General features: G+C 63.9%; 14 protein-coding genes. 6 read left to right on the top strand and 8 right to left on the bottom strand.

Annotated features, from left to right (window positions below):
• Positions 1-122 precede the first annotated feature (122 nt).
• From otsB to otsA, 3 genes are read left to right on the top strand one after another with little or no spacing between them, the layout of a single operon-like run.
• A complete protein-coding gene (gene otsB / locus ACVOMB_RS11685; protein ID WP_481531330.1) occupies positions 123-869 on the top strand; it encodes a trehalose-phosphatase in 747 nt (248 codons plus the stop codon).
• Between the two features lie 54 nt (positions 870-923).
• Entirely contained in the window at positions 924-2,702 is a 1,779-nt protein-coding gene (locus ACVOMB_RS11680; protein WP_481531329.1) for a glycoside hydrolase family 15 protein, read from the top strand.
• Complete coding sequence (gene otsA, locus ACVOMB_RS11675; RefSeq protein ID WP_481531328.1) at positions 2,699-4,066, top strand: alpha,alpha-trehalose-phosphate synthase (UDP-forming); 1,368 nt, start codon at positions 2,699-2,701, stop codon at positions 4,064-4,066. Before ACVOMB_RS11680 ends, otsA begins: the two co-directional genes overlap by 4 nt.
• A 160-nt stretch (positions 4,067-4,226) precedes the next feature.
• On the opposite strand, the gene ACVOMB_RS11670 is transcribed toward otsA, so the two are convergent.
• The 4 genes from ACVOMB_RS11670 to rluD are packed head-to-tail and all read right to left on the bottom strand — an operon-like array spanning position 4,227 to position 6,925.
• Entirely contained in the window at positions 4,227-4,628 is a 402-nt protein-coding gene (locus ACVOMB_RS11670; protein ID WP_481531327.1) for a thiol-disulfide oxidoreductase DCC family protein, read from the bottom strand.
• Positions 4,621-5,160, bottom strand: coding sequence for a DUF4166 domain-containing protein (locus tag ACVOMB_RS11665; protein ID WP_481531326.1), 540 nt, complete (start codon positions 5,158-5,160; stop codon positions 4,621-4,623). The genes ACVOMB_RS11670 and ACVOMB_RS11665 overlap by 8 nt, the downstream gene beginning before the upstream one ends.
• Positions 5,157-5,936 carry a peptidoglycan editing factor PgeF gene (gene pgeF, locus ACVOMB_RS11660; protein ID WP_481531325.1) on the bottom strand — a complete coding sequence of 260 codons (780 nt, stop codon included), beginning with the start codon at positions 5,934-5,936 and terminating at the stop codon, positions 5,157-5,159. The genes ACVOMB_RS11665 and pgeF overlap by 4 nt, the downstream gene beginning before the upstream one ends.
• Complete coding sequence (gene rluD / locus ACVOMB_RS11655) at positions 5,936-6,925, bottom strand: 23S rRNA pseudouridine(1911/1915/1917) synthase RluD (RefSeq protein WP_481531324.1); 990 nt, start codon at positions 6,923-6,925, stop codon at positions 5,936-5,938. Before rluD ends, pgeF begins: the two co-directional genes overlap by 1 nt.
• Positions 6,926-7,042: 117 nt before the next feature.
• On the opposite strand from rluD, the gene ACVOMB_RS11650 reads away from it, so the two are divergent.
• Positions 7,043-7,927: an outer membrane protein assembly factor BamD gene (locus tag ACVOMB_RS11650; protein WP_481509417.1), complete on the top strand. Its 885-nt coding sequence runs from the start codon at positions 7,043-7,045 to the stop codon at positions 7,925-7,927.
• A 557-nt stretch (positions 7,928-8,484) separates the two neighbouring features.
• On the opposite strand, the gene ACVOMB_RS11645 is transcribed toward ACVOMB_RS11650, so the two are convergent.
• The 4 genes from ACVOMB_RS11645 to sucC all read right to left on the bottom strand — a co-directional run bounded on the left by ACVOMB_RS11645 (position 8,485) and on the right by sucC (position 13,101).
• The gene (locus ACVOMB_RS11645; RefSeq protein ID WP_481531323.1) at positions 8,485-10,122 is read right to left on the bottom strand and encodes an NAD+ synthase; all 1,638 of its coding nucleotides are present in this window, start codon (positions 10,120-10,122) and stop codon (positions 8,485-8,487) included.
• Position 10,123: 1 nt separating this feature from the next.
• A complete protein-coding gene (locus ACVOMB_RS11640) occupies positions 10,124-10,504 on the bottom strand; it encodes an endonuclease domain-containing protein (RefSeq protein WP_481531322.1) in 381 nt (126 codons plus the stop codon).
• Positions 10,505-11,034: 530 nt separating this feature from the next.
• Complete coding sequence (gene sucD, locus ACVOMB_RS11635; RefSeq protein ID WP_481531321.1) at positions 11,035-11,910, bottom strand: succinate--CoA ligase subunit alpha; 876 nt, start codon at positions 11,908-11,910, stop codon at positions 11,035-11,037.
• 21 nt (positions 11,911-11,931) lie between these two features.
• Positions 11,932-13,101 (bottom strand): ADP-forming succinate--CoA ligase subunit beta, encoded by a 1,170-nt coding sequence (gene sucC, locus ACVOMB_RS11630; RefSeq protein WP_346499776.1) that lies wholly within the window; start codon positions 13,099-13,101, stop codon positions 11,932-11,934.
• A 256-nt stretch (positions 13,102-13,357) separates the two neighbouring features.
• Here sucC and ACVOMB_RS11625 point away from each other — a divergent pair, with 256 nt between their 5' ends.
• On the top strand, positions 13,358-14,983 hold the full coding sequence (locus ACVOMB_RS11625; RefSeq protein ID WP_481531320.1) for a sensor histidine kinase: 1,626 nt from the start codon (positions 13,358-13,360) through the stop codon (positions 14,981-14,983).
• Between the two features lie 58 nt (positions 14,984-15,041).
• Positions 15,042-16,442: a sigma-54-dependent transcriptional regulator gene (locus tag ACVOMB_RS11620; protein ID WP_481531319.1), complete on the top strand. Its 1,401-nt coding sequence runs from the start codon at positions 15,042-15,044 to the stop codon at positions 16,440-16,442.
• Positions 16,443-16,457: the final 15 nt, after the last annotated feature.

Genomic DNA, 16,457 nt, shown 5'->3' with positions numbered 1-16,457 from the left:
GATGCGAGCCCCTCTCCCGCGCGCGGGAGAGGGGTTGGGGTGAGGGCGCTCTGAAAGCACGTACAGCAAGCTCTCAGCTCCAAATGACCTTCCTGTAACAACCGCTGCGGCATAGTGGCCGCATGCTTGATGACCTACAGCGACCGCCCCCTCCGGCGCTGGCAGATGACGACGCACTGTTTCTCGACGTAGATGGCACCCTGCTCGCCTTTGCTGACCATCCGGACAAGGTAGCGCCCGATCCGTCCCTGCTCGCGCTGCTGGCCAGCGTGCAGCAAGGTCTCGGCGGCGCGCTGGCGCTGCTCAGTGGCCGCCCTGTCGGCCAACTGCAAACCATGTTCGCACCGCTGCGCCTGCCCATGGCCGGGCTGCATGGCGCGCAACTGCTCACCTCCGCCGATACGGAACCCGAGCAAACAGACACGGCGGCGTGGCTGCATACACTGCACCAGCGCGCGATGCGCCTGGCGCATGCACATCCCGGCGTGTTGATCGAAAACAAAGGCCAGGCATTGGCCCTGCATTGGCGCAAAGCGCTAGGTGCAGGCGCTGCGATCATCGCATTCGCCAACACCCAGCTGCCGCAACTACCCGGCGTGCGCCTGCAACCCGGCGACCATGTTATCGAGTTCGTCGGCAGCGGCCACGACAAAGGCCGCGCCCTGCTGCAGCTGATGCAGCATCCACCCTTCCAAGGCCGCCGCCCGCTGTTCATCGGCGATGATCTCACCGACGAATACGGCTTCGACGCCGCGCAAAAACTCGGCGGCATCGGCGTACTGGTTGGCCAGCGCAGCAACAGCCTGGCCATCACAGCGCTGCCTGACATCACTGCCGTACACGCTTGGCTGCGCGCAGCCATTACCTGACCCACCCGGAGGAAACGGCGGCGCCAGCGGCGTCCGCGCAACAAGGAGAACGCAATGCAAGACGCCACCCTCGACCTTGGCGTAGTTGGCAATGGCAGTTTTGGCGCACTGATAGACAAGCAGGCACGCGTGGTCTGGAGCTGTCTGCCCAGCTTCGATGGTGACCCGGCCTTCTGCGCCCTGCTCGGCCCCAACCAGCACCCCGGCGGTGACTTCGGCATCGAGCTGGAGGACTTCCTCGACAGCGAGCAGTCCTACCTGACCAACACCGCCATCCTGCGCACGGTACTGCGCGACACCCATGGCGGCGCGGTGGAAATCATCGATTTCGCTCCGCGTTGGCGCCAGAACGACCGCTTCTACCGGCCCGTCAGCCTGATCCGTCAGGTCACCCCGCTATCCGGCAACCCGCGCATCATCGTGCGCGCACGGCCGCTGGCCGACTGGGGCGCGCGCCAGCCGGAAACCACCTGGGGCAGCAATCACATCCGCTGGCTGTTGCCGGATCTGGTGCTGCGCCTGACCACCGACGTGCCGGTGCGTTTCGTCCGCGATGCCCTGCCCTTCGTGCTCAATCACCGCGTGCATCTGGTACTGGGCGTGGACGAATCACTCAATCGCTCGCTCAGCGGCTACGTGCAGGAAGCCATGCAGCGTACCCGCAGCTATTGGCGCGAATGGGTGCGCTATCTGTCAGTGCCGCTGGAGTGGCAGGACGCGGTGATCCGCAGCGCCATCACCTTGAAGCTGTGCCAGTACGAAGACAGCGGCGCCATCATCGCGGCGATGACCACCTCCATCCCCGAGGCACCGGGCAGCAGCCGTAACTGGGACTACCGCTATTGCTGGTTGCGTGATGCCGCCTTCGTGGTGCGTGCTCTCAACCGGCTCGGCGCCACCCGCACCATGGAGCAGTTCCTGGGCTATATCTTCAACCTTGCCAGCACCGACGGTAGCCTGCAGCCGCTGTACGGCATCGGCTTCGAGGCCAAGCTCGATGAGGAAGAAGTCGCCTCGCTGTCCGGCTACGGCGGCATGGGCCCGGTACGCCGCGGCAATCTGGCCTGGGTGCAACGCCAGCACGATGTCTACGGCAGCGTGGTACTGGCGTCCACCCAGCTGTTCTTCGATCAACGCCTGCAGGACCCCGGCGATGCGCACACCTTCGCGCGCTTGGAGCCTCTTGGCGAGCAGGCCTTCGCCCTGCATGACGTACCGGATGCGGGGTTGTGGGAATTCCGTGGCCGCACCGAAGTGCATACCTATACCAGCGCGATGTGCTGGGCTGCCTGTGATCGCCTGTCCAAGATCGCAACCCGCTTGAAACTCGATGGCCGCACCATCTACTGGCGCGAGCGTGCCGACCAGATCCACACGCGGGTCATGCATGAATCCTGGAGCGAACAGCTTGGCCACTTCACCGATACCTTCGGTGGCCACCGACTTGATGCATCCTTGCTGCTGCTGGCCGACATCGGCTTCATCGATGCTGGCGATGCACGCTTCATCGCCACGGTCGAGGCCATCGGCCGTGACCTGAAGCATGGCAACGCCTTGTACCGTTACACCGCCCCGGATGACTTCGGCACACCGGAGACCAGCTTCACCATCTGCACGTTCTGGTACATCGACGCGCTGGCCTCGATCGGGCGCATGGACGAAGCACGCGCGATGTTCGAGATCCTGCTGCAGCAACGCAATCATCTGGGCCTGTTGTCCGAAGACCTCAGCTTCGATGGCAAGGCCTGGGGCAACTTCCCGCAGACCTACTCGCATGTGGGTTTGGTGATCGCCGCGATGCGCTTGTCGCGCAGCTGGCAGGAAGCGTCGTGAGCCGACTGGTTGTCGTCTCCAACCGGGTAGCACTCCCGGGCGAAAACCGCGCCGGCGGGCTGGCAACCGGCCTGCTTGCGGCGCTGAGCGAACGTGGCGGGCTATGGTTCGGCTGGAGCGGGCGCAGCGTCAGTGTCGATAGCGGCGCCCTGCACGAAGCGCAGGACGGGCCTATCCGCTACCTGACGATGGATCTATCCAAGACCGATCTGGACAACTACTACAACGGTTTTTCCAACCGTGCTTTGTGGCCGCTGCTGCATTTTCGCCTTGACCTGGTCGATTACGACCGGCGCAAGCGCGAAGGCTATTGGAAGGTAAACAGGCTGTTCGCCGATACGCTGGCACCGTTGCTACGCGATGACGATACGGTCTGGATCCACGACTACCATCTGATTCCGCTGGCCGTGTTGCTGCGCGAGCGTGGTGTCGGTTGCAGGATTGGTTTCTTCCTGCATGTGCCGGTGCCGTCGGCCGACCTCATCCAGGCACTGCCCGATCACCGCTCTCTGTTCTCAGCGCTGTATTCGTACGATCTGCTCGGTTTCCAGACCCGCCGTGATGTGGATCGATTTCAATCCTATGTGCGCTTGTTCGGCGGCGGCACGCTGATCGACAACGAGTGGATCAAGGCCCCAGACGGCCGCCGCGTGCGCACCTCGGCATTCCCGATCGGAATTGATACCGAGCACATCGCACGACAGGCGCGTAGCGCGGCCAGCAACAAACCGGTGCGCGACCTGCGGCAAAGCCTGCAGCACCGCAAGCTGGCGATCGGCGTGGACCGGCTGGATTACTCCAAGGGCCTGCCAGAACGCTTCCATGGTTTCGAACGCTATCTGCAACGTTATCCGCAGCAGAAAGGCGATATGACCTTCCTGCAGATCGCGCCGGTATCGCGCGGCAGCGTCAACGAGTACCGCAAGCTGCGCAGTGATCTGGAGCGGCTGGCCGGACATATCAACGGTGGCCATGCCGAGGCCGATTGGACGCCGCTGCGTTACGTCAACCAGAACTACGCGCACAGCACGCTGACCGGGTTTTACCGGCAGGCGGCGGTGGGTTTGGTTACGCCGTTGCGGGACGGCATGAATCTGGTCGCCAAGGAGTACATCGCTGCGCAGGATCCTGAAAACCCGGGCATGTTGGTGTTGTCGTTGTTGGCTGGTGCTGCGGATGAATTGAAGCAGGCGCTGCTGGTCAATCCGCATGATCTGGATGGCGTGGCCGATGCGATTGCGACGGCGGCGAACATGCCGCGGGCAGAACGGATCGAGCGCTGGCGGGCGATGATGGAGCATCTGCGGACGCATGATATCCACCGGTGGCGGCGGGATTATCTGTTGGCGTTGGAGAGGGTTTAGGGCTGGAGCAAAGGCAAGAGCTTGCCCTCACCCCAACCCCTCTCCCGTAAACGGGAGAGGGGCTCGCATTGCTTGCACTCGTAGTGCACTAGCCCCTCTCCCGCGCGCGGGAGAGGGGTTGGGGTGAGGGCAAGCTCCTGGCAAGCAGAACCAAACCCACTCAATCCAAAAACCGCCCGCGCTGCTCCGGCGTCGGCAGAAAACAACTCTCATGCCGGCCAAACCAGCGATACCGGTTCCGTGCCAACCAGCGGTACGCTGGGTCCCGCACCGAAGCAGGCAGCACCCGCGCAAGCCCAGCCAAGCGCCAAACCCCGCCCAATCCGGTCACCACCCGCAGGATCGCGTCAGTGTCGGTATAGGCCACACCTTCGGCCACCAGCAGGAACGACAAGGGGTCATCCGGGTCCAACCCATGCGCAGCCAACAGCGCGCGGCCCTGCACGCCCTGCATCGCCGCGAACCGGTAACGCCCCTCCCGATCAAACCGCAGCAGAAAACGCACCCAGCGGCTGCACAGCGCGCAGACACCATCAAACACGATCACCGCCGGCTCAGCCATGCGCAGGCTCCGGCAACAACCAGCCTTCGTAACGGATCAGACGCCCGATCAGCGGCATCGATACATCCACCAGAAATTCATAGCGGCCAGCGTGCTCGCGCTCGCGGCACTGCACCTGCGCAAACCAGCGCGTCGGCAGTGGCAACACGCCGAACGCCCAGGCTCGCTCGGCCCGCCACAGTATCTGGCCGGCTTCCTCGCGCAGTCCAAAGCGGAAGCGCACCGCGCCCAGTTGCTCAAACAGCCGCCCATCGCGTTGCCATAGCCGCGAGGCCATGCGCGCGGCGCCAAATTGCCGGTTCCAACGCTCCCCGCTGGCATCAACCGCGAACTCCACCGTCACCGGCACGCATGAGGTCGGCGGCAGCCGCGCCAACCAGGCGCAGGGCGCTACCAGCCAATGGCCGCCGCGCAGCACCTCGCCTTGCCCGCTCCAGCGCTGGCGCGCGGGAATCGAGTGCAGCGCACGTACCTGCGGGGCCAGCTGTTCGAACGCAGGTCCCAGCACCTGCGCAAACAGCGGTGAGCTCATGGTTCCATCCACACCAGGGTGGCGATACGGCCGCTGCGACGGTCGCGGCGGTGCGAGAACCAGCGCTGCGGATCGGCCATGGTGCACAGATCGCCACCATGGATCGCCGCCGGCTGCATGCCTGCGGCCACCAGCCGCTGCCGTGCCAACCCAGGCAGGTCCACCTTCCAATGATCGGGCCGGGTAGCTACGAAGTGGCGCTCAGCGGCGCTGGAATGCGCCAGGAAGGCCTCGCGCACGTCCACGCCGACCTCGTACAGGGCAGGACCGGCCGCAGGGCCTATCCACGCTACCAGCGCCTCAGCGGGCGTGTGCATGGCTGCCAGGGTGTTTTCCAGCATGCCGCGCGCCAAACCGCCCCAGCCGGCATGGGCGGCCGCCACTTCGCTACCGTCGCGGGCGGCGAACACCACCGGCAGGCAGTCAGCGGTGAGGATGGCCAGCACTACGCCCGGCACCGAGGTCACCGAGGCATCAGCGGTCGGCTCGGCGTCCAGCCCTTGTGCCTGCGCTGGCGCGTCGAAACGCAGGGCCACGCTGCTATGGACTTGGCGCAGCCAGTGCGCAGCCGATGGCAGCTTCGCCAGCTGCTGCAGTTCGTCGCGGTTGCGCTGCACCTGGGCCGGATCGTCGCCATCGGCGGCGGTCCGGTTACCCAGGTTGAAACTGTCGAACGGGGGCTGCGAGCCGCCGGCGCCATGGCGCATCGTGGTGAAGGCCCGCACCCCCGGGGGCGCGGGCCAGTCAGCCAGCCACAGCGGACTCGCTTCCACCATTACCAGCGGCCTCGCTCGCGGTCGGCGAAGGCCTTGGAGTCCTCACGCAGCGCCTTCATCAGCGCCTGCAGGTCGGCCGGTACCGGTGCGGTGTTGCTGATGCTCTCGCCGGTGATCGGATGCGTGAATTCAAGGGTTTCAGCGTGCAGCGCCTGGCGCTTGAACCCGCGCAGCGCGGCGACCAGCTCATCGGTCGCGCCCTTGGGCAGCTTCAGCGAGCCGCCGTACAGCGGATCACCAACGATGGCGTGCTTGAGATGCGCCATGTGCACGCGGATCTGGTGGGTACGACCGGTTTCCAGGCGGCATTCCAGCGCGGTATGGGCGCGGAAGCGCTCGCGCAGACGGTAATGAGTCACCGCCTCCTTGCCGTCCTCGCGCACACCCATCTTCAGGCGGTCGCGCGCGTGGCGGTCGATCGGGGCGTCAGCGGTGCCGCCGGAGACCAGCGCGCCAACCACCACGGCCAGGTACTGGCGATGCACTTCACGCGCGGACAGCTGCTCCACCAGCGCGGTCTGCGCCTGCACGGTACGGGCCACCACCATCACGCCGCTGGTGTCCTTGTCCAGACGGTGGACCACGCCTGCGCGCGGCACCTTGGCGATCTGCGGGTCACGGAACAGCAGCGCGTTGAGCAGGGTGCCGGTCGGGTTGCCGGCGCCGGGGTGGACCACCAGGCCAGCCGGCTTGTCGATAACGAACACGTGCTCGTCCTCGTACAGGACCGACAAGGGGATGTCCTCCGGCAGGGCGTGGACTTCGACTTCGAGCACTGCATTCAGGGTGGCGATTTCGCCGCCGCGGACCGGGTCGCGCGGGCGGACGGGCTCGCCATCGAGCAGAACTGCGCCGGTTTTGATCCACTCGGTCAGGCGCGAACGGGAGAATTCGGGGAACAATTCGGCCAAGACCGCGTCGAAGCGACGGCCGGCGGCGGAATCGGGAACCTGCGCGTGGCGCGGGCTGGAAGCGGTGTTCTCGGACATGGGTAAAAACCGGCTGTAGACGAAATTATGGGGTCCTGACGACAACAGTCAGTCGCAGGACAGGCCACTAGGCTATCATCGCCCCTTCGTATTCCTGCCGCGTCCTGCCCTGAACCCATGATCCGACGCTCTTCGCTGCTGTCCGCGCCCGTCCGCCTCACCGCCCTGTTGCTGGTTTTGGTCTTCGTCGCCACTGGTTGCCATCGCGGCGCCAAGAAGGACGCCGACGAAGGCGCGCCGGTCGAACAACTGTTCGAAAAGAGCCACAAGCTGATGGAGGGCGGCAATTGGTCCGGCGCCGAAACCAGCTTCAAACGGCTGATTGCGCAGTATCCGTATGGCCCGTACACCGAGCAGGCGATGATCGAAAGCGCCTACGCCCAGTACAAGGCCGGCAAGAACGATGACGCGGTGTCGAGCATCGACCGCTTCATCCGCACCTACCCGACCCACCGCAACATCGCGTATCTGTACTACCTGCGCGGTCTTGCCAACGGCAACCGCGATACGGTTTTCCTGCGCCGCGTATGGTCGCTGGACCCGAGCCGCCGCGACCTGTCGACCCCGCGCCAGGCCTATGCCGATTTCAATATCGTCACCGAGCGCTACCCGAACAGCCGTTATGCCGCCGATGCGCGCCAGCGTATGGTCGAGCTGCGCGACGTTTTCGCCCAGCACGAGCTGGATGACGCCCTGTACTACGCCCGCCGTGGCGCCTGGGTGTCGGTGGTCGGCCGCGCCAACTACCTGCTGGAGACCTACCCGCAGAGCGCCTTCCAGTACGACGCAGTCGCGCTGCTCGGCGAGGCTTACACCAATCTGGGCAACAAGACCCTGGCCGACGACGCCCGCCGCGTGCTTGAGCTGAACCAGCCGGAGCATCCGTGGCTGGCCGGCAACTGGCCGAAGTACCCGTGGATGATCCGCAAGCTGAACCCGTTTGCGGGTGAGCGCTCGGTGGCCACCGGCCAGAGCAACGCCACGATGAATCGCGGCAAGTAAGCGCCGGTTTACTGGTGGTGATCAGGAAGGGGCCTTTGGGCCCCTTTCTTGTTTCTGGGGTTTGGGGGGCTGGTCCCCCTGGCTTTGGCTTTGGCTTCGGATGGGCTTGCTTGCTAGAAGCTACCCTCACCCCAACCCCTCTCCCGTAAACGGGAGAGGGGCTAGTGCACTACGAGCGCAGGCAATGCGAGCCCCTCTCCCGTTTACGGGAGAGGGGTTGGGGTGAGGGCAGCTCTAAAGCTCCCGCACAAAAAACGGCCGCCTCACCATCGCCGCCCTCGTCTTCCAAATAAAAATGCCACCGACGAAGCAGTGGCAAGGAGAGAGAGATGAACCGGTGTTTTCTTGTGGCCCCATCTTGCGCTCGCAATATGTAGAGAATTTGTCGAAAGCTCGTTGGATTGAGCAATGCAGTTCATGAACCGCTATCAGGCCGGCGTGCTCCAACTGCGCCCGGGCGGGGTAAAGCCTTAGCCGATCAACCGTTTCGCCGCTCGTCGTACAAGCAGAAAGGGCCTTACGGCCCCTTCTGCGCACATCCTATCGGTGAGAAACGCTCAGCCGCGATAACCGTTGGTGATGGGATAGCGGCGCTCGCGGCCGAATGCGCGGCGCGACACCTTGGGGCCCGGCGCGGCCTGATGGCGCTTCCACTCGCTGATCCGTACCAACCTCAGCACCCGGTCCACCACCTCAGGTGCATAACCGGCACCGACGATGTCCTCGCGCGACTGCTCCTGATCGATATAGCGATACAGGATGCCATCCAAAACATCGTAGGCCGGCAACGAGTCCTGATCGGTCTGGTTGTCACGCAGCTCGGCCGAGGGCGCACGGGCAATGACCGCAGGCGGAATCACTGGCGCGCCACCCACCGTATTGCGCCACTTGGACAGACCGTAGACTTCCGTCTTGTACAGATCCTTCAACGGCGCGTAGCCACCGCACATATCGCCATAGATGGTGGCGTAACCAACCGCGTACTCGCTCTTGTTGCCGGTAGTCAGCAGCAGGCCGCCGAACTTGTTGGCCAAGGCCATCAGGATCACGCCGCGGCTGCGCGACTGCAGGTTCTCTTCGGTGACATCCGCCGCCTGACCTTCAAACATCGCCGACAGCGACTGCATCAAACCCTGGAAGGCCGGCTCGATCGGCACCGTCTCCAACTTCACGCCCAGCGCGCGACACTGCTCCACCGCCAGATCATTGGACAGGTCAGCGGTGTAGCGCGACGGCAGGCTGACTGCGGTGACGTTGTCGGCACCCAGTGCATCCACCGCCAGTGCCAGCACCAGTGCCGAATCGATACCGCCGGACAGGCCCAGCCACACCTTGCTGAAGCCGTTCTTGCCGCAATAGTCCTGGATGCCACGGGTGACCGCGCGCCAGGCCAAGGCGTCCATGCTCTCATCTCCATCGTCAATCCAGCGCAGCGGCATGAAGCTGCGCGCGGCGACGTTGTATTCGACCACCAGCATTTCTTCGGTGAAAGCCACAGCGGCCGGATGCACGGTGCCATCGCCATCGGCGACGACAGAAGCACCGTCAAACACCACCGCATCCTGGCCGCCGACGGTGTTGACGTAGGCAATGGCCACGCCGGTCTCGCGGCTGCGCTCGGCCAGCAGCGCATCGCGCTGGGCATGCTTGCCACGTTCGTATGGCGAGGCGTTGGGCACCAACACCAACTCAGCACCGGCCTTGACGGTGGCAGCCAGCGGCTCGGGGAACCACAGGTCTTCGCAGATCACCAAGCCCAGCTTCACGCCATTGACTTCGAACACGCAGTTGCCACCATCCGGATCCACGTCGAAGTAGCGTCGCTCGTCGAACACGGCGTAATTCGGCAGCTCGCGCTTTCGGTAGGTGGTGGCGATGGCGCCATCGCGCAGCACGCTGGCGGCGTTGTAGACCACCGCACCGGCGCTCTGCGGCCAGCCAACCACGGCAACGATGCCCTGCACTTCCGCCGCGACCCGCGCCAACGCCCGCTCGCAGCTGCGCAGGAAGCCTGGGCGCATCAGCAGGTCTTCCGGCGGATAGCCGCTGATGGCAAGTTCCGGAAACAGCACCACATCGGCACCGTATTCGTCACGCGCCTCATGCATCAGCTCGATGATGCGGCTGGCGTTGCCATCCACGTCCCCGACCGGGAAATCGAACTGGGCGAGGGCGATGCGTAGCGATTCGGACATATCAACAACCTTCTGCTTGGCCCCGCACCCTGCGGGGGCTTGGTGTTACCAACGTCGCGCGCAGGATGCTTTCGCAGACTGCGGCGGTGTGGCTCAGGGCTTCATTATTCCAGAAGCGCAGCACGCGGTAGCCGTTGCGGTGCAGGAAGGCGTCGCGGCGGCGGTCATTGGGGTCGGTGGCGTGTTGGCTGCCGTCCAGCTCGATGACCAGCTTGTGCGCCAGACAGACGAAATCGACGACATAAGGGCCGATGGGGTGTTGTCGGCGAAACTTGAAGCCGACCAGGTGGCGCCCCCTGAGGAAGTACCAGATGCGCCGCTCGGCATCGGTCATGCGCCGGCGCAGGGCACGGGCGCTATTGGTTTTGCTGCCTTTGCGCATGGTGTCTCCTTGGTTGGGAGACGATTGCGCCACGGAGCGCCGGTTGGAATCGGAGGAAACGGGTCTTTGAGGAGAGAGACTCCCGCTTTTTTGGCGATGCGAGGGAGGTGGCTGAAAGCTCAGGCAAAGGCAGGAGCTTGCCCTCACCCCTACCCCTCTCCCGCAGGCGGGAGAGGGGAAAGCAATTGCAACTGCCAGAACCAAAGCCACAGCTACAGCTACAGCTACAGCTACAGCCACAGCCACAGCCAAAGCCACAGCCAAAGCCAAAACCAGAACCAGAACCAAGGCCAAAGCAATGATTCAAAACCCGAACCAGGGCCGAAGTTCGGCTTCGGCTTCGGCTTCGGCTTCGGCTTCGGCTGTGGCTGTGGCTGTGGCTTTGGCTTTGGCTGTCCCCTCTCCCGCCTGCGGGAGAGGGGTAGGGGTGAGGGCAAGCCCTTGCTTTTGCTCTTGCCTGCTTTCGACCAACCCCAAAAACAAGAAAGGCCACCCGAAGGTGGCCTCTCTCAAATCACTGAAGCGCGGTCTTACTTGACCAGCTTCGCAATCGCAGCGCCCAGGTCGCCCGGCGAACGGACGGTGACAACGCCAGCAGCTTCCATCGCCGCGAACTTGCCCTCAGCCGTGCCCTTGCCGCCCGATGCGATCGCACCAGCGTGGCCCATGCGCTTGCCGGCCGGAGCCGAGGCGCCGGCGATGAAGCCGACAACCGGCTTCTTCACGAACTGCTTGATGTACTCAGCGCCGGCTTCCTCAGCGTCGCCGCCGATTTCGCCAACCATGATGATGCCTTCGGTCTGCGGGTCTTCGTTGAACAGCTTCAGGCAGTCAACGAAGTTCAGGCCGTTGATCGGATCGCCACCGATACCGATGCAGGTCGACTGGCCCAGGCCCACTTCCGTGGTCTGCTTGACCGCTTCATAGGTCAGGGTGCCCGAACGCGACACGATGCCGATCTTGCCCGGCATGTGGATGTGGCCCGGCATGATGCCGATCTTGCACTCGCCCGGGGTGATCACGCCGGGGCAGTTCGGGCCGACCAGCACGGTGTCCGGATGGGCACGGGTCAGCACGTTCTTGACGCGCAGCATGTCCAGCACCGGGATGCCTTCGGTGATGCAGACGATGACCTTGATGCCGGCAGCAGCGGCTTCCAGGATCGCGTCGGCCGCGTACGGCGGCGGCACGTAGATGACCGATGCGTCAGCATGGGTGCTCTCAACGGCCTCGGCCACGGTGTTGAACACCGGCAGATCGATATGGGTGGTGCCGCCCTTGCCCGGGGTCACGCCGCCAACAACCTTGGTGCCGTACTCAACCATCTGAGTGGCGTGGAAGGTGCCCTGCTGGCCGGTAAAGCCCTGCACGATCACCTTGGTGTTCTTGTTAATCAAAACAGACATTGGATTTCCTTCGGTGTCGGATCAGGCGGCGTTCTTGACAGCTTCAACGATCTTCTTGGCGCCATCGTTGATGTTGTCAGCCGGGATGATGGCCATGCCGCTGTCACGCAGCAGCTGCTTGCCTTCTTCCACGTTGGTGCCTTCCAGGCGCACCACGACCGGAACCTTGACGCCCACTTCCTTCACAGCGGCGATGATGCCTTCGGCAATCATGTCGCAGCGGACGATGCCGCCGAAGATGTTGACGAAGATGCCTTCGACCTTGTCCGAGGACAGGATCAGCTTGAAGGCTTCAATGACGCGCTGCTTGTTGGCACCGCCGCCCACGTCCAGGAAGTTCGCCGGCTCGCCGCCGTTGAGCTTGATGACGTCCATGGTGGCCATGGCCAAGCCTGCGCCGTTGACCATGCAGCCGATGTTGCCGTCCATGGTGACGTAGTTGATGTCCAGCTCCGAAGCGATCACTTCGGTCGGGTCTTCCTGGGTCTTGTCGCGCATGGCAACCAGAGCCTTCTGACGGAACGCGGCGTTGTCGTCGCTGTCGAACTTGCCGTCCAGCGCGTACAGGTTGCCGTCGTCCAGGATGGCCAGCGGGTTGATTTCAACCAGCGCCAGGTCCTTTTCGTTGAACAGGCGGTACAGGTTCACCATGATGTTGGCGAACTGGCCAGCCTGCTTGGCGGTCAGGCCCAGCTTGAAGCCGAAATCACGGCCGTGGTAACCCTGCACGCCTTCAACGAAGTCGACGTTGAGCGAATGGATCAGCTCCGGGGTTTCAGCAGCAACCTGCTCGATCTCCACGCCGCCTTCCGAAGAAGCGATGTAGGTGATGGTCTTGGTGCCACGGTCAACCAGCACCGACAGGTACAGCTCCTTGACGATCTCACCGGCGGTGGTCACCAGCACCAGGTTGACCGGCAGCTCGACGCCTGCGGTCTGGTAGGTGGCCATCTTGGTACCGAGCATCTTGGCCGCAGCGGCCTTGACGTCGTCGGTGGTCTTGCAGAACTTGACGCCGCCAGCCTTGCCGCGGCCGCCAGCGTGGATCTGTGCCTTGACCATCCAGGGGCCCTGGCCCAGCGACTGGGCAGCAGCTACAGCCTCGTCCGGGGTCGCAGCGACCTTGCCGGCCGGGACCGGAATGCCGTATTCGGCAAGCAGTTGTTTTGACTGGTACTCGTGGAAATTCATGCGTCACCGTGGGAATAGGAACGACCGCACGCAGTCCGCAGGGCCAGAACTGGCCGACTGACAGGGCGGGCGGGCCCGACATTGTCGCCGACGGCGGCCCAGCACGCAAAGAAGTCTGTACAAATTGCCAGAACCGGCACGGTTTTACCCGCTAATTCAGCAACTTGCCAGTGATTGACAAGTATGTCAGGGACTCCCCCGCAGGGCCGTCGGCGCACCTATACTGACGCGATTACGCTTGGATAGGAGATCCGGCTTGGCCCCCAGTTCGTCGATCATCGACCGCCTCGAATCCATCCCAACGCGCGAGCTGTACTTTTTTGCGTTGTATCGGGTCCTGGTCGCCGCACTGCTGAGCGCGCTCGTGTTCGGGCCGCTGACCTCCATGGTTGGCGACGCGCATCAACCATTACTGGCGCAATCGGTCTCCATTTCCTACCTGCTGATTTCGACAGCGCTGCTTATTTGGGGCCGCAACGAGCGCTGGTTGCAGCGCATCGTGATTGGCAGCGTGGTCATCGATATTGCCGCCGCCACCCTGCTCAGCCACGCCCTGCCCGGCGCCAGCGCTGGCATCTCAATGTCGCTGCTGTTCAACATTGCCGCCGCTGGCCTTCTGTTGCCGCTGTCGCGGGCAATGCTGATCGCCCTGTTGGCCTGCGCTGCCAGCATTGCCGAGTACATCTGGCAGATGCTGGAAGGCAGCCAGAACACCCGCACCCTGGCCGAACTGGCGATGTTCGTCACCAGCTACCTGGCGCTGACCTTCATTGCCTACCAGATCGGCAGCCGTACTCGCCGCACCCAGCAGTTGGCTGATCAACGCGGCGTCGAAGTAGCCAATCTGTTCGAAGTGAACGAGCTGATCATCCGCCGCATGCGTACCGGCGTACTGGTGGTGGATACCAACGGCCAGATCACCCTTGCCAATGAAGCGGCGACCGCCCTGCTCGGCGACATGGAAGGCGCACTGGCCACCGAGCGTGTCGCCTTGAACATTGCTTCGCCGGAACTGGCGCGACGCCTGCAACGCTGGCGCAATGGCTGGCACGAGGACGAACAACCGTTGCAGTTGGCCCCGGAGCAGGCCGAAGTACTACCGCGCTTCGCCCGCCTGCTGGCCGACAGCGACATGTCACTGATCTTCCTGGACGACACCACCGTGGTCTCGCGCCGAGCCGAGTCGCTGACCCTGTCCACCCTTGGCCGCTTCTCCGCCAGCCTGGCCCATGAAATCCGCAACCCGCTGGCGGCAATCAACTACGCCACCCAGCTACTGGAGGAGTCCGAAGACATTGGTGAGGCTGACCGGCGCCTGCTGCAGATCATCCACCAACAATGCCAGCGCACCAACGGCATCGTCGAGAGTGTGCTGGCACTGGCCCGACGCGAACGGGCCAACCCGGAAAACCTCGACCTGGCCGCCTTCGTGCGCCGCTTCGTGATCGAGTACCGGCAGACCCTGTCGCTGGAAAACGACAGTCTGGAAGCGGTGATCCGTGAGCCCTCGGTGGTGGCGATGATGGACCCCCGGCACCTGCATCAGGTATTGACCGCACTGGTCCATAACGCCCTCAAATACGGCCGGATGGCCGATGAACCGGCGCGTATCCGCATCCGGGTCGCCTCGGCCGAGCGCAATGCGGTGATCGACATCATGGACCGCGGCCCGGGCATTCCCGACGCCATTGCCACCCAGCTGTTCCGGCCGTTCTACACCACCTCCGAGCACGGCACCGGGCTTGGCCTGTACATCGCCCGCGAGCTTTGCCGGGCCAATCAAGCCCAGTTGGACTACGTGTCCATTCCCGCTGGCGGCGCCTGTTTCCGGTTGACCCTGAGCACCCCGAAAACCGCATTCGCCCGCGGCCAGCGCCAATGAGCCAATTTTCGATGCAATCGTTTGTAGACATGCCTCTACCTCGGCTATCGTTCCATTCATGAACGCAACACATAGCGCCCTGATCGTCGATGACGAACGCGACATCCGTGAGCTGCTGGTCCTTACCCTTGGCCGGATGGGCCTACGGATCAGCACCGCCGCAAACCTCGCCGAGGCCCGGGAACTGCTGGCCAGCAACCATTTCGACCTATGCCTGACCGACATGCGCCTGCCTGACGGCAACGGCATCGAGCTGGTCACCGAGATCACCCGCGACCACCCGGCCACTCCGGTGGCGATGATCACTGCCTTTGGCAGCATGGATCTGGCCGTGGAAGCCCTGAAAGCCGGCGCCTTCGATTTCGTCAGCAAGCCGGTGGACATCAATGTGCTGCGCGGCCTGGTGCGGCACGCCATCGAACTGAACAACGAAGCCCGCCCCAGCACCCCACCGCCGCCGGAAAACGCCACCCGCCTGCTTGGCAGTTCGCCGGCAATGGACGAGCTGCGCGCCACCATCGGCAAGGTCGCGCGCAGCCAGGCGCCGGTGTACATCCTGGGCGAATCCGGCGTCGGCAAGGAACTGGTAGCCCGCACCATCCACGATCAGGGCGCACGTGCGGCCGGGCCATTCATCCCGGTCAACTGTGGTGCCATCCCCAGTGAACTCATGGAAAGCGAGTTCTTCGGCCATCGCAAGGGCAGCTTCACCGGCGCCCATGCCGACAAGCCCGGCCTGTTCCAGGCAGCCAATGGCGGCACCTTGTTCCTCGATGAAGTGGCCGAGCTGCCACTGCAGATGCAGGTCAAGCTGTTGCGGGCAATCCAGGAAAAATCAGTGCGCCCGGTAGGCGCGGCCACCGAAGTCACCGTGGACGTGCGCATCCTTTCGGCCACCCATAAAGACCTGAGCACCTTGGTGCAGGATGGGCGCTTCCGCCACGACCTGTACTACCGTATCAATGTCATTGAACTGCGCGTGCCACCGCTGCGCGAGCGCCGCGGCGACCTGCCGCAGCTAGCCAGCACCATCCTGAATCGTTTGGCACAGTCACAAGGCCAGAAGCCGCCACAACTGGCAGCTTCGGCACTTGAAGCGCTGGATGCCTATTCCTTTCCCGGCAACGTCCGTGAGCTGGAGAACATCCTCGAGCGTTCGTTGGCGCTGGCCGACAGCGACCGCATCGACGCCAGCGACCTGCGCCTGCCGCAGCCGCAAAGTGCGGTGCCGCGTGCTCCCAGCAACGAAACCCCTGCAGCTGTTGCCACCGTCCAGGAAGCCGTTGTCGACATCGACCCTGCCAGCGCCGCCCTGCCTTCTTACATCGAGCAGATGGAGCGCACGGTGATCCAGAAGGCGCTGGAAGAGAACCGCTGGAACAAGACCAAAACCGCCGCCCAGCTCGGAATCACTTTTCGTGCCCTGCGCTACAAGCTGAAAAAGCTGGGCATGGAATAAAACAGCCCCAAAAGA

The sequence above is a fragment of the Stenotrophomonas sp. STEN018 genome (assembly GCF_056760235.1).
The sequence above is the reverse complement of the archived record's forward strand: the minus strand, read 5'-3'. Positions and strand labels throughout refer to the sequence as shown.

Coding starts and splice junctions, on each gene's coding strand:
- otsB (WP_481531330.1), top strand. CDS start 123: ATGCTTGATGACCTACAGCGACCGCCCCCTCCGGCGCTGGCAGATGAC.
- ACVOMB_RS11680 (WP_481531329.1), top strand. CDS start 924: ATGCAAGACGCCACCCTCGACCTTGGCGTAGTTGGCAATGGCAGTTTT.
- ACVOMB_RS11670 (WP_481531327.1), bottom strand. CDS start 4,628: ATGGCTGAGCCGGCGGTGATCGTGTTTGATGGTGTCTGCGCGCTGTGC.
- ACVOMB_RS11665 (WP_481531326.1), bottom strand. CDS start 5,160: ATGAGCTCACCGCTGTTTGCGCAGGTGCTGGGACCTGCGTTCGAACAG.
- pgeF (WP_481531325.1), bottom strand. CDS start 5,936: ATGGTGGAAGCGAGTCCGCTGTGGCTGGCTGACTGGCCCGCGCCCCCG.
- rluD (WP_481531324.1), bottom strand. CDS start 6,925: ATGTCCGAGAACACCGCTTCCAGCCCGCGCCACGCGCAGGTTCCCGAT.
- ACVOMB_RS11650 (WP_481509417.1), top strand. CDS start 7,043: ATGATCCGACGCTCTTCGCTGCTGTCCGCGCCCGTCCGCCTCACCGCC.
- ACVOMB_RS11645 (WP_481531323.1), bottom strand. CDS start 10,122: ATGTCCGAATCGCTACGCATCGCCCTCGCCCAGTTCGATTTCCCGGTC.
- ACVOMB_RS11640 (WP_481531322.1), bottom strand. CDS start 10,504: ATGCGCAAAGGCAGCAAAACCAATAGCGCCCGTGCCCTGCGCCGGCGC.
- sucD (WP_481531321.1), bottom strand. CDS start 11,910: ATGTCTGTTTTGATTAACAAGAACACCAAGGTGATCGTGCAGGGCTTT.
- sucC (WP_346499776.1), bottom strand. CDS start 13,101: ATGAATTTCCACGAGTACCAGTCAAAACAACTGCTTGCCGAATACGGC.
- ACVOMB_RS11620 (WP_481531319.1), top strand. CDS start 15,042: ATGAACGCAACACATAGCGCCCTGATCGTCGATGACGAACGCGACATC.